Below are 13903 nucleotides of genomic sequence, written 5' to 3' on the forward strand. Positions count from 1 at the left end.
ATACATTAAAAACTATAATAATAATCGAATTCAACAAAAACTAGGCTACTTATCTCCTGTAAAATACAGAGAATTAGTAGCCTAGAACATAGTGTTTTTATTAAGTTCCCATTTTAAGGATTCAGTGCCATAATAAGCGGGTTCTTTTTATATTAAAATTTAATTTTTTCAGCTAAGAATGTTTCTAATTCTGAGATTGGCATACGAACTTGTTCCATTGAATCTCTATCGCGTACTGTTACTTGATTATCTTCTAATGAATCAAAGTCAAATGTAATACAGTAAGGTGTACCAATCTCATCTTGACGACGATAACGCTTACCAATTGATTGTGATTCATCAAAATCAATAGAAAACTTAGAACTTAATTGTTCAAAGATTTTAATTGCTTCTTCAGATAATTTTTTACTTAATGGTAAAACAGCAGCTTTATATGGCGCTAATGCAGGGTGGAAATGCATTACTGTACGTGCATCTTTACTACCTTCAACGCCTTCTTCATCATATGCATCACATAAGAAAGCTAAAGTAACACGATCTGCCCCTAAAGAAGGCTCAATACAATATGGAATATATTTCTCATTTGTTTCAGGATCATGATATCTGAAATCTTCGCCAGAATGTTCACTATGCTTTTTCAAGTCAAAGTCAGTACGGCTTGCGATACCCCATAATTCGCCCCAACCAAATGGGAATTTATATTCAATATCTGTAGTCGCATTAGAATAATGAGATAATTCTTCTTCATCATGATCACGTAGTCTCATATTTTCTTCATCGATGTTTAAATCTTTTAACCATTGACTTGCAAATGTTTTCCAGTAATTCTGCCATTCAATTTCTTCACCAGGTTTACAGAAGAATTCCAATTCCATTTGTTCAAATTCTCTTGTTCTAAAAATAAAGTTACCAGGCGTTATTTCATTACGGAAAGATTTACCTATTTGTCCAATACCAAATGGTAATTTTTTACGCATTGAGCGTTGAACATTTTTATAGTTTACAAAAATACCTTGTGCAGTTTCTGGACGTAAAAATAGTTCATTAGTAGAATTTTCAGTAACACCTTGGAATGTTTTAAACATTAAGTTAAATTGACGAATGTCTGTCCAATTAGCAGTACCACTTACAGGACATACAATCCCTTCATCATCGATAATACGTTTCATTTCCTCAAAGCTTAAACCATCAGCAATGAAGTTTTCGTCACCTTTTTCATTTTGCATATAGTCTTCAATTAATTTATCTGCACGATAACGAATTTTACTATCTTTATTATCAATCATTGGATCATTAAAGTTACCTAAATGACCAGATGCTTCCCAAGTTTTTGGATTCATTAAAATTGCAGCATCAATACCAACATTATAAGGTGATTGAGTGATGAATTTTTGCCACCATGCCTTTTTAATATTATTTTTTAATTCAACACCTAATGGGCCATAATCCCATGTATTAGATAAACCACCGTAAATATCACTACCTGGGAATACAAACCCTCTATGTTTAGCAAGTGATACAATAGTATCCATATCTTTAACCATATTATCTCTCCTTTTAAAATAAAAATGTCCCAAGACAATAAATAAATATAAAACTATACTTATTATTATCTTGGGACGAGTTAATAATTCTTCTATATAAATATATAGTGTTAACAAAATAACCCGCGGTTCCACCCAAATTAGTGTAGACACTCGCTTTTATGTAATGATGATGTTAGGCCAAATTTAAAGTGTTAAGCTTCCACCGACCTTAACTCGCTTAATCATATTTTAATTCATAGGAAATTTAATAGCAAGGATTTATATGTATTTGTAGGCTTATATATAAATAGGTATAATAAAAATGAAATTAAAAGGGGTGAAGATCTATAGAACTAAGTAAAAGACAAGAACAAATAATTGAAATAGTTAAAGATGGTGGCCCGATAACTGGTGAACATATTGCAGATAAACTTAATTTAACTCGTGCTACTTTACGTCCTGATTTGGCTATTCTAACTATGTCTGGTTTTATTGAAGCTAGACCACGAGTGGGTTATTATTATTCAGGTAAATCCAAGAATAAATTAGTAAGTGATCAGTTACGTCAATATATAATAAAAGATTATATGTCTCTGCCTGTTATTGTTAAAGAAGAAATATCCATTTACGATGCTATATGTACTATATTTTTAGAAGATACAGGAACATTATTTATAACTAACCAAAATGATGACTTGGTTGGTGTAAGCTCACGAAAAGATTTGCTACGTGCCTCAATGATTGGTCAAGATATTCATACAATGCCTATAAGTGTCATTATGTCACGTATGCCTAATATCGTTTATTTAGAAGAAGAAGAACTTGTCATCTACGCAGCTAATCAAATGATAGATAAGGAGATAGATTCAATTCCCGTTGTTAGAAAAAAAAGGAATAATAAATATAAAGTTGTAGGTAGAATATCTAAAACAACAATAACAAAATTATTCGTTTCATTATTTAAAGAATAGGTGATAATCAATGGAAAATATAAAGATAATCATTGCATCGGATTCAATTGGGGACACAGCAGAGTTAGTGGCTAGAGCTTGTGTAGCTCAATTTAATCCCAAAGCTTGTAAGCATGATTTTTTGAGATATCCTTACATAGAAAGCTTTAAGGATATTGATGAAGTCGTACAAGTAGCTATAGATAAAAATGCAATCATTGTATATACATTAGTAGAACCAGAAATCAAAGCATATATGAAGAAAAAGGTAGACTATTTTTCATTAAAATCTGTTGATATCATGGGACCTCTCATGACTCTACTTAATCAATCGTATGATGAAAAGCCTTACAATCAGCCAGGTAGAGTTCATAAATTGGATGATGCCTATTTCAAAAAAATAGATGCAATAGAATTTGCAGTAAAATATGATGACGGCAAAGATGCAAAAGGATTGCCTAAAGCTGATATAGTTTTAATTGGTATTTCAAGAACTTCTAAGACGCCTTTATCTCAGTATCTAGCTCACAAAAGTTATAAAGTAGTGAACATACCTCTAGTACCAGAGGTAACGCCACCAGATGAACTATTTAAAATTAATCCTAATAAATGTATAGCTTTAAAGATTAGTGAAGATAAGCTTAATTTAATAAGAAAACAACGCCTTAAACAATTAGGATTAGGTGAACATGCTAAATATGCAACTGAAGATAGAATTAAAGAAGAAATTCAATATCTTGAAGAAATCGTTAAACAAATAGGATGTCCGGTTATTGATGTATCTGATAAAGCCATTGAAGAAACAGCTAATGATGTTATACGAATTATTGAAAATAAAGCATAAAGATTTAAAAATCTTCAGTAAAAGTATATAATATTATGACTACTATTTAATAGGTGATATATATTGCGTATAGAACAGTCAGTAATTAATGAAATAAAAGAAAAAACGGATATTTTAGATTTAGTAAGTGAATATGTGAAATTAGAAAAAAGAGGACGCAATTATATTGGTTTGTGTCCTTTTCATGATGAAAAAACCCCTTCGTTTACAGTATCTGAAGATAAGCAAATATGCCATTGTTTTGGCTGTAAAAAAGGAGGAAATGTCTTTCAATTTACTCAAGATATTAAGGACATTTCGTTCGTAGAAGCAGTACAAGAACTTGGCGAGCGAGTGAATATTAAAGTAGATCTCGGTCATTCTAATCCATCTACAACTCAAATAGCATCTGAAGACTTAAAAATGATTGAAATGCATGAATTAATTAATGAATATTATATGTATGCATTGATGAAATCAGTAGAAGGTGAGGAAGCTTTAAAATATCTCATTAATCGTGGATTCACTGAAGAATTAATAAAAACGCGTGGAATTGGCTATGCTCCTAATAACTCTCACTTTTGTCATGACTTTTTACAACAAAAAGGGTATGATATAGAATTGGCTTATGAAGCTGGTTTATTGTCACGTAATGAAGAAAATTTTAGTTATTACGATCGTTTTAGAGATCGTATCATGTTTCCACTAAAAAACGCGCAAGGAAGAATTGTTGGTTTTTCTGGTAGAACTTATAATAATCAAGAACCTAAGTATTTAAATAGTCCTGAAACGCCGATTTTTCAAAAGAGACGATTACTTTATAACCTTGATAACGCAAGAAAATCAATCAGAAAAAATGATGAAGTAATGTTGTTAGAAGGATTCATGGATGTGATTAAAGCTGATTATGCTGGATTGAAAACAGTAGTAGCAAGTATGGGGACTGCATTATCAGAAGACCATATCACTGTTTTAAGAAAATTAACTTCAAATATAACTTTAATGTTTGATGGAGATTTTGCTGGTCAAGAGGCAACGTTAAAAACTGGAGAACATTTACTTAAACATGGTTTAAATGTATTTGTAGTACACTTACCCAAAAATATGGATCCCGATGAATATATAGTTAAATTCGGTAAAGAAAAGTTTATAGAATTTATAAATAATGAAAAGAAATCGTTTATTATATACAAAGTTCAGTCCTATCGAGATGAAATCGAAAATAATGACCTAGCATATGAGCGTCACTTTAAAGAGATTACTGAAGATATTTCATTTGTCAAATCTTCTATATTAAAAAATAAAATTGCGAACGATGTAGCTGATATTTTTAAAGTAGATGTAAATACTATTATGTCAAATATTCATCAACAACCTGAATTTATCTCATATGAAGAAGACTATATTGGAAATATTACGGATGATTCGACTTCTAATTCTCAAAATTTAAATATTGTTTTTACACATTTAAATAAAAGTGAAAAAGCGCAAAGAGCTTTATTAAAACACTTTATGATGGAAAAAGACATTTTTCTAAATTACAATCAACAACTTGAGGAAAATGATTTTACGAATAAATATTTCCAAGGTGTTTTTAAAGCGCTAAAACATTATTATTCTGAAAATGATTATTACTCGATTAGTGATTTAATATTATATATTGAAGATAAAGATATTAGAGAGGTAATCATACAACTTGATGATTATGAATTGAACCGAGAACCTTATGATTTAGAAATTGAAGAGTATATTTCAATATTAAATGAAAATAAATATGAAGATTCTATTGAAGAACTTAATCATAAATTAAAAGATGCACTTAGAATTGGGGACGTAGAAGCTCAAAAATATTATTTACAACTAATAGTTAATAAAAATAAGCAACGCATGTAGTTATAAATGAATCATTTAAATTAAAAAACAAAAACTAATAATAAACTTTTAATATAGTATTTATATTTAATAACCATTATTGTATAATGGTTATTATGCGTTTTTAAAGGGTAGACAAATAATAAGATGAGTATTTATTAAGTAAGAATATCATTTTTATTTTCTATAGAATGATACTATTTCATGTTTATTATAAAATATACTTTTCTTATTATAATAAATTATTATATAATTAAATATCTTAATTGAAAGCTTAAAATATGATTGGGAGGCCTTTTCATGTCTGATAACCAAGTTAAAATCAAAAAACAAACAATTGATCCGACTTTAACATTAGAAGATGTTAAAAAACAATTAATTGAAAAAGGTAAAAAGGAAGGTCATTTAAGTCATGAAGAAATTGCTGAAAAGTTACAAAATTTTGACATGGATTCCGACCAAATGGATGATTTCTTTGACCAACTAAATGATAATGATATAAATTTAGTAAATGAAAAAGATAGTTCAGATACAGATGAAAAATTAAATCCAAACGACTTAAGTGCGCCTCCAGGTGTTAAAATAAATGATCCTGTAAGAATGTACTTAAAGGAGATTGGTCGTGTAAATCTTCTTAGTGCACAAGAAGAAATTGAATTAGCTAAGCGTATTGAAAAAGGTGATGAAGTAGCAAAATCTCGTCTTGCAGAAGCTAACTTGCGTTTAGTTGTAAGTATTGCCAAACGTTATGTCGGTCGTGGTATGTTGTTCTTAGACTTAATACAAGAGGGAAATATGGGTCTTATTAAAGCAGTAGAAAAGTTCGATTTTAGTAAAGGATTTAAATTTTCTACTTATGCTACGTGGTGGATTAGACAAGCTATTACACGTGCTATTGCTGACCAAGCACGTACCATCCGCATCCCTGTGCATATGGTTGAAACTATTAATAAGCTTATTCGTGTTCAAAGACAATTATTACAAGACTTAGGTCGTGATCCTGCTCCTGAAGAAATTGGTGAAGAAATGGATTTACCACCTGAAAAAGTTCGTGAAATTCTTAAAATAGCTCAAGAGCCAGTATCTTTAGAAACACCAATTGGTGAAGAAGATGACAGTCACTTAGGAGACTTTATTGAAGACCAAGAAGCGCAAAGCCCATCTGATCATGCAGCTTATGAGTTATTAAAAGAACAATTAGAAGACGTTTTAGATACACTTACTGATAGAGAAGAAAATGTTTTACGCTTAAGATTTGGCCTTGATGACGGACGAACTAGAACATTAGAAGAAGTGGGTAAAGTGTTCGGTGTTACAAGAGAACGTATTCGTCAAATCGAAGCTAAAGCGCTTAGAAAATTAAGACATCCAAGCCGTAGCAAACGTCTTAAAGATTTTATGGATTAAGATTATTGCTAAATGTATGTTAACGAATAGATGTTATGTATAGAGAAATTTGAGGCTAAGACAATATCATGTCCTAGCCTCTTTTTATAGTAAAGGAGATAACAATGATATCATTAAATCATAGATTAAAAGTTGTAAGTCAATACTTATTACCTACTTCCTTGGCTGATATTGGTTCTGATCATGCTTATTTACCCATTTATGCAATACAACATCATCTATGCGATGATGCTATTGCTGGTGAGGTGATAAAAGGACCTTATACGGCTGCTAAAACTAATGTAGCACAGCATCAACTCACTCAACATATCGATGTGCGTTTAGGTGATGGTCTTAATATACTAACAGAGCAAGATAAAGTAGATAATATCACAATTTGTGGAATGGGAGGTCCCTTGATAGCTAAAATATTAGATGAAGGTAAAGATAAACTTGCGCATCATCCTCGTCTAATTTTGCAAAGTAATATTCAAACTGAAACCTTACGAAAGACACTTCAACATCTTAATTACGATATTATTGCTGAAGAAATTTTAGAAGAAAAAGGACATGTCTATGAGATTGTAGTTAGTGAATGGAAGAAAAATCCTAATCCTCTTAATAAGAATGCCCTGAAATTTGGCCCTATTCTATTGAAAAATAAGAACGCTATTTTTATCAAAAAATGGAAAAGAGAATTAACAGCTTTAGAGCATATTCGTCATCAATTGAATCCAATCCAACATCGTGAGAGACTAAAAGAGATTGAAGAAGACATATCAATGATAAAAGAGGTGCTCTAAAATGAAAATTAAAGAACTAATGTCAATCATTGACAAACATGTTCCTCTAGAAACTGCTGAAAACTGGGATAATGTAGGTTTGTTAATTGGAGATAACAAAAAAGAAATAACAGGTGTTTTGACAACATTAGACTGCACAATGGAAGTAATAGAAGAAGCAATTAGAAAAGGATACAATACAATTATTGCGCATCACCCTTTAATTTTTAAAGGTGTTAAATCATTAGTTAATGATGGATATGGTAAGTTAATACGCACGCTTATTCAAAACGACATTCAACTTATTGCTTTGCACACTAATCTAGATAATCACATTGACGGGGTCAATGAGATGTTAGCTAAAAAATTAGGATTAAATAATATTAGATTTTTAAATGAAGAAGAATCTTTTTATTATAAAGTACAAACTTATATTCCAGAAAAAAATTTAAAATCATTTAAAAATCATTTAAATAATAGTGGATTAGCAAAAGAAGGTAATTATGAATATTGTTTCTTTGAATCTAAAGGTACTGGTCAATTCAAACCAGTAGGTGAGGCACATCCTCATATTGGAGAACTAAATCGAATTGAATATGTAAATGAAGTGAAGTTAGAGTTTATGATTCATAAAGATCAATTAAGTATTGCTAAAAGTGCGATCATTAATTATCATCCTTATGAAACACCAGTTTATGACTTTATTAAGATGACTAAATCTGCTAATTATGGTCTTGGTAAAATAGGCGAACTCAATGAGCCATTAAATTTAGAAGATTTTGCTAAATATGCTAAAGTGCAATTAGATATTCCTAGTGTTCGTTATACAGGTCCTTCAGATGCATTAATTAAAACAGTTGCTATTATTGGAGGCGCTGGTATCGGTTTTGAAACAACTGCTTCTAAAAAAGGGGCAGATGTTTTCGTCACTGGAGATATCAAACATCATGATGCGCTTGACGCTAAAACTAATGGCATTCATTTATTAGATATCAATCATTATAGTGAGTATGTTATGAAAGAAGGACTCAAAGATTTACTTGAACGATGGTTATTAAGTAATGATTATAAGCAATTTAAAATAGAAGCATCAGAAATAAATACTGATCCATTTAATTATATTTAGAAAAATACAAAGGAGGCCAGAGTAATGGCTAATCATCCATTTGAAATGTTTAATTTAAATCCAAATCTTATTGAGGCAGTTAAAGATTTAAATTTTAATAAACCTACTGAAATTCAAAATAGAATTATTCCACGTATAAAAAAAGGAACCAATTTAATTGGACAATCACAAACAGGTACTGGTAAATCACATGCCTTTTTATTACCTTTAATAGATTTAATTAATACTGAAATTAAAGAACCACAAAGTATTGTTGTAGCCCCAACTCGTGAATTAGCACAGCAATTATATAAAGTGGCTAGTCATCTAACTAGTTTTCAATCAGATATTAAAGTAAGTTTATTTATCGGTGGTACTGATATAGAAAAAGATAAACAACGAACAAATCAACAACCTCAATTAGTTATCGGTACACCAACTCGAATTAATGATTTAGCTCAAAGTGGTCATTTGCATATTCATAAGGCATCATATTTAATTATTGATGAAGCAGATTTATTAATAGATTTAGGTTTAATAGAAGATGTTGATTATATTGCTGCTCGATTAGACGAACATGTTAATATTGCAGTCTTTAGTGCTACAATCCCAAAATCACTAGAACCATTTTTAAATAAATATCTTAGTCATCCTGAATTTGTTGTAGTTGACAACAAATCGCAGAATAAAAAAAATATTGAATTTTACTTGATTCCTACTAAAGGGACTGAAAAAGTTGATAAAACTTTGCAATTAATTGATATACTAAATCCATATTTATGTATTATTTTCTGTAACAGTAGAGAAAACGCAGATGAACTTGCTCAATCTTTAAATGAGTCTGGTATCAAAGTTGGTATGATTCATGGTGGTTTATCACCTAGGGAACGTAAACAACAAATGAAACGTATTCGTAATTTAGATTTTCAATATGTTATTGCAAGTGATTTAGCTTCAAGAGGGATTGATATCGAAGGCGTTAGTCATGTAGTAAATTTTGATGTCCCTAATGATATTGATTTCTTTACTCATAGAGTTGGTAGAACAGGTCGAGGAAATTATAAAGGCGTGGCTATAACATTATATAATCCAGATGAAGAGCAAAATATTTCTCTTATTGAAGATAAAGGTTATTATTTTAACAATGTTGATATAAAAAATGGAGAACTTTCGCCAATAAAAGCACATAATACACGTCGTAAACGTGAACGTAAAGATGATCATTTAACAAATGAAGTTAAACATAAAGTAAGAAGTAAATCTAAAAATAAAATTAAACCAGGATATAAAAAGAAATTTAAACGAGAAGTAGAAAGAATGAAACGACAAGAAAGAAAACAATATAGTAAACAACGTAGTAGACAACAACGAAAAAACAATAAAAAAGGTTAGGTGAAACAAATGTTAATTGGCTCACATGTATCAATGAGTGGTAAAAAAATGTTAGAAGGATCGGCTGAAGAAGCACATCAATTCGGTGAATCAACATTTATGATTTATACAGGCGCACCTCAAAATACAAGAAGAAAAAGTATAAACGATTTAAATATTGAAAAGGGCCACAAAGTTATGGAACAATATGGTTTATCAAATATTGTTGTACATGCTCCTTATATTATAAATATAGGTAATACAACAAAACCTGAAGTTTATGAATTAGGCGTTAACTTTCTTCAAAATGAAATTGAACGCACACAAGCGATTGGAGCGAAAGATATTGTCTTACATCCAGGTGCTCATGTAGGGGCGGGTGCAGATAAAGGAATTAATCAGATTATTAAAGGGTTAAATGAAGTTTTAACACATGATCACAATGTTCGAATTGCACTTGAAACAATGGCTGGAAAAGGGACAGAAATTGGACGTAATTTTGAAGAGCTAGCTCGTATTATTGACGGAGTGACACATAATGACCGTTTATCTATTTGTTTCGATACCTGTCATACTCATGATGCTGGATATAACATTAAAAATGATTTTGACGGAGTTTTAAACGAATTTGATAAAATTATTGGAGTAGACCGCATTAAAGTTGTTCATGTCAATGATAGTAAAAATGAACAAGGCGCGCATAAAGACCGTCACGAAAATATTGGGTTTGGATATATAGGTTTTGACGCATTAAATTATGTAGTACATCATGAAGTGTTTAAAGATATTCCTAAAATTCTTGAAACTCCTTATGTAGGAGAGGATAAAAAAAATAAAAAGCCTCCTTATCGCTTTGAAATCGAAATGTTAAAATCTCAAAAATTTGATTCAGAACTAAAAGAAAAAATATTAAATCAATAATCAAAATAAGAGTAGGATAGTAACCTTAAAGTGACTATCTTACTCTTATTTTAATTCGTAAACATTACTATTTACAAAAATCATATATAATTGTATAGTATTTAGCGAGGTGAAAAGATGAATCAACCTGTTTTTGAATTACAAAATATTGATTATTATTTTGATAATAAACAAGTACTAGAAAATATTAATATTAGAATTAATAGAGGTGACTTTCTTGCAATCGTTGGTCCTAATGGTGCCGGTAAATCCACTCTTTTAAAGATAATTCTCGGCTTATTACCATTACAACACGGCGAAATATATATTGATGGGAAATCTTATAAGAAAAATACTCAATCTGCTTTAAAAATTAGTTATGTGTCTCAAAAAGCCAATGCTTTTACTGCAGGATTTCCTGCTAGTGTGAAAGAAGTCGTTTTAAGTGGTTTAACTAAAACGAAAAAAATTTTTCAGTGGTTTAATAAAAGTGATGAAGAACGTGTAGATAACGTCTTACATCGTTTAAACATTCATCATTTAAAGAATAAAAATATTTCAGAATTATCAGGCGGACAACAACAACGCGTCCTAATCGCACGCGCTTTAATTTCTAATCCCTCCGTCTTAGTACTAGATGAACCGACAAATGGAATTGATGCAAAACATGTAAATGAATTCTATGCCACATTGCAACATTTAAAAGAAGAAGGTATAACGATAATTTTAGTTACTCATGATATAGGTGTAGTTGTAGATACAGCAACAAAAGTCGCTTGCTTAAATAAACATCTTCACTTCCACGGTTCTACTGAAGAATTTAAGTCTCTTGATGAAGTTGAAATATCAAAAATATATGGTCATCCAATTAAATTTGTTGATCATCAACATAATCGTTCATGCTGTGACGCATAAATTTAAATAGGAGTTAAATTATGATAAGTATACGAATTAAATTAAGAGGTGAATATCATGATTGAAGCATTGTTAAACTTTGATTTTATGAGATATTCACTTTTAAGTGGAATATTAATTGGTTTTATCGCACCTTTTATTGGTGCATTTATAGTAGTAAGGCGATTATCACTAATTGCAGATGCTTTAAGTCATGTTACACTAGGTGGCATTTCGTTTGGTATGTTTATTATTACTTTATCACCAGCATTAGCGTTTATAAACCCAATGTGGTTTGGGATAATATTTGCAATTATTGGAGCTTTACTTATTGAAAAATTAAGAACTTCATATTCAAATTATCAAGAAATTGCAATTCCTATTATAATGAGTGCTGGGATTGCATTAAGTGCAATTTTTATTTCTCTATCTGATGGTTTTAATCAAGAAATTGTTGGATTATTATTTGGATCCATTAGTGCTGTAAATTTCAGTGATTTAGTCACAATCACAATTATCTCAGTTGTTGTATTACTATTCATACTTTTGCTATACAAAGAATTATTTATTTTATCTTTTGATGAAGAATATAGTAAAGTTATAAATATACCAAAATGGATTCAGTTTTTATTTATAGCAATTGTTGCTATGGTCATTTCAGCATCAATGAGAGTAGTAGGGATTTTACTTGTTAGTGCGTTAATAACCTTACCTGTGGCTATAGCAATGCGATTAACTAAAGGATTTAAACAGTTAATTATTTTAAGTATTGTGATAGGTGAATGTTCTGTTATTCTAGGGCTTACCTTAGCATTTTATGTCAATATATCTCCTGGTGGTGTCATCGTGGTATTATTAGTTTTAATCTTAGGAATAACGATGTTACTACAGAAAACAAAACGAACTACCAAAAAGGAGCATTAAATTATGAATACTAATGACGCTATTAAAATTTTAAAAGGCAATGGATTAAAATATACTAAAAAAAGAGAAGATATGATTAATATCTTTGTTAAAGAAGATAAATATATTAATGCTAAATATATACAACAACAATTAGATAATGATTATCCAGGTATATCTTTTGATACCATTTATCGTAATCTTCATCTTTTTAAAGATTTAAATATTGTTGAAAGTACAGAATTAGATGGAGAAATGAAATTTAGAATCGCTTGTACTAATCATCATCATCATCATTTTATTTGTGAAAATTGTGGAGATACAAAAGTAATAGATTTTTGTCCAATCGATCAAGTTAAGCAATTTCTCCCCAATGTATATATCCATACTCATAAATTAGAAGTATATGGCATATGTGAAACTTGTCATAATAAAGGTATACACTAAAATGGTAAAAAAATCTTTGGCACAAAAAGCTCCAAAGATTTTTTATAGGTCAAAAGTCTGAATTTTTACTAATATTGAAATATATGTTTAAAAACTACTAAAATGAGATATAGAAAGAGTATAATAAAAGTATGACAACTATGTGAATAATGATTTAGAGCAAATGATTTGTTACACATCACATAGCTTGTTAATATTATTGTAAAGATTATTTAGGAGGATGATTATTTATGGCTTTTGAATTACCAAATTTACCATATGCAGCAGATGCATTAGAACCACATATTGACAAAGAAACAATGGAAATTCATCATGACAAACATCATAACACTTATGTTACAAAATTAAATTCTGCAGTTGAAGGTACTGATTTAGAATCTAAATCAATTGAAGAAATTGTTGCAAATTTAGACAGTGTACCTGAAAATATTCAAACAGCTGTACGTAATAATGGTGGAGGTCATTTAAATCACTCATTATTCTGGGAATTATTAACTCCTAATTCTGAAGAAAAAGGTACTGTAGTTGATAAAATTAAAGAACAATGGGGTTCTTTAGATGAATTCAAAAAAGAATTTGCTGATAAAGCTGCAGCACGTTTTGGTTCAGGTTGGGCTTGGTTAGTAGTAAATAACGGGAAATTAGAAATTGTTACTACTCCAAATCAAGATAATCCTATTACTGAAGGAAAAACTCCAATTTTAGGTTTAGACGTTTGGGAACATGCTTATTACCTTAAATATCAAAATAAACGTCCAGATTATATCAGTGCCTTCTGGAATGTTGTAAATTGGGAAAAAGTAGACGAATTATACAACGTTGCTACTAAATAATAATATAAAAAAGTATTTATTGGTGATCTCTTTCCTGGACTGACCCCAATTAGTGGGAATGATATAAAAACACTTTCGTTGAATTCATATTAAAATGAATCATGCGGAGGT

Annotated in this window: 14 protein-coding genes; 13 read left to right on the forward strand and 1 reads right to left on the reverse strand. The window is 30.0% G+C overall.

Features of this window, described 5'->3' with window-relative positions:
- Positions 1 to 85, forward strand: an 85-nt coding sequence (locus AC2FB1_RS10600; protein WP_490675217.1) for an IS3 family transposase, incomplete at its 5' end; no start/stop codon positions are given.
- Between the two features lie 67 nt (positions 86 to 152).
- Here AC2FB1_RS10600 and AC2FB1_RS10605 read toward each other — a convergent pair.
- Positions 153 to 1544 carry a glycine--tRNA ligase gene (locus tag AC2FB1_RS10605; RefSeq protein ID WP_490675199.1) on the reverse strand — a complete coding sequence of 464 codons (1392 nt, stop codon included), beginning with the start codon at positions 1542 to 1544 and terminating at the stop codon, positions 153 to 155.
- Between the two features lie 329 nt (positions 1545 to 1873).
- On the opposite strand from AC2FB1_RS10605, the gene ccpN reads away from it, so the two are divergent.
- The 12 genes from ccpN to AC2FB1_RS10665 all read left to right on the forward strand — a co-directional run bounded on the left by ccpN (position 1874) and on the right by AC2FB1_RS10665 (position 13792).
- Complete coding sequence (gene ccpN, locus AC2FB1_RS10610; protein ID WP_490675219.1) at positions 1874 to 2497, forward strand: transcriptional regulator CcpN; 624 nt, start codon at positions 1874 to 1876, stop codon at positions 2495 to 2497.
- Between the two features lie 10 nt (positions 2498 to 2507).
- Entirely contained in the window at positions 2508 to 3320 is an 813-nt protein-coding gene (locus tag AC2FB1_RS10615; protein WP_490675200.1) for a pyruvate, water dikinase regulatory protein, read from the forward strand.
- Positions 3321 to 3383: 63 nt separating this feature from the next.
- The gene (gene dnaG, locus AC2FB1_RS10620; protein WP_490675201.1) at positions 3384 to 5192 is read left to right on the forward strand and encodes a DNA primase; all 1809 of its coding nucleotides are present in this window, start codon (positions 3384 to 3386) and stop codon (positions 5190 to 5192) included.
- A gap of 279 nt (positions 5193 to 5471) precedes the next feature.
- Complete coding sequence (rpoD, locus tag AC2FB1_RS10625) at positions 5472 to 6578, forward strand: RNA polymerase sigma factor RpoD (RefSeq protein ID WP_490675202.1); 1107 nt, start codon at positions 5472 to 5474, stop codon at positions 6576 to 6578.
- Positions 6579 to 6682: 104 nt separating this feature from the next.
- Complete coding sequence (locus AC2FB1_RS10630) at positions 6683 to 7360, forward strand: tRNA (adenine(22)-N(1))-methyltransferase (protein ID WP_490675203.1); 678 nt, start codon at positions 6683 to 6685, stop codon at positions 7358 to 7360.
- 1 nt (position 7361) lies between these two features.
- Positions 7362 to 8465, forward strand: coding sequence for a Nif3-like dinuclear metal center hexameric protein (locus AC2FB1_RS10635; protein WP_490675205.1), 1104 nt, complete (start codon positions 7362 to 7364; stop codon positions 8463 to 8465).
- A 24-nt stretch (positions 8466 to 8489) separates the two neighbouring features.
- On the forward strand, positions 8490 to 9836 hold the full coding sequence (locus tag AC2FB1_RS10640) for a DEAD/DEAH box helicase (protein ID WP_490675206.1): 1347 nt from the start codon (positions 8490 to 8492) through the stop codon (positions 9834 to 9836).
- Positions 9837 to 9845: 9 nt separating this feature from the next.
- On the forward strand, positions 9846 to 10736 hold the full coding sequence (locus tag AC2FB1_RS10645; RefSeq protein ID WP_490675208.1) for a deoxyribonuclease IV: 891 nt from the start codon (positions 9846 to 9848) through the stop codon (positions 10734 to 10736).
- A 117-nt stretch (positions 10737 to 10853) separates the two neighbouring features.
- Positions 10854 to 11630 (forward strand): metal ABC transporter ATP-binding protein, encoded by a 777-nt coding sequence (locus AC2FB1_RS10650; protein ID WP_490675210.1) that lies wholly within the window; start codon positions 10854 to 10856, stop codon positions 11628 to 11630.
- A gap of 57 nt (positions 11631 to 11687) precedes the next feature.
- Positions 11688 to 12533, forward strand: coding sequence for a metal ABC transporter permease (locus tag AC2FB1_RS10655; RefSeq protein ID WP_490675212.1), 846 nt, complete (start codon positions 11688 to 11690; stop codon positions 12531 to 12533).
- A gap of 3 nt (positions 12534 to 12536) precedes the next feature.
- Entirely contained in the window at positions 12537 to 12959 is a 423-nt protein-coding gene (locus AC2FB1_RS10660) for a Fur family transcriptional regulator (protein ID WP_490675214.1), read from the forward strand.
- A gap of 230 nt (positions 12960 to 13189) precedes the next feature.
- On the forward strand, positions 13190 to 13792 hold the full coding sequence (locus AC2FB1_RS10665; protein ID WP_490675216.1) for a superoxide dismutase: 603 nt from the start codon (positions 13190 to 13192) through the stop codon (positions 13790 to 13792).
- The last annotated feature ends 111 nt before the right edge of the window (positions 13793 to 13903 follow it).

This window comes from Staphylococcus sp. CoH_129_LAB_1 (genome assembly GCF_058191515.1).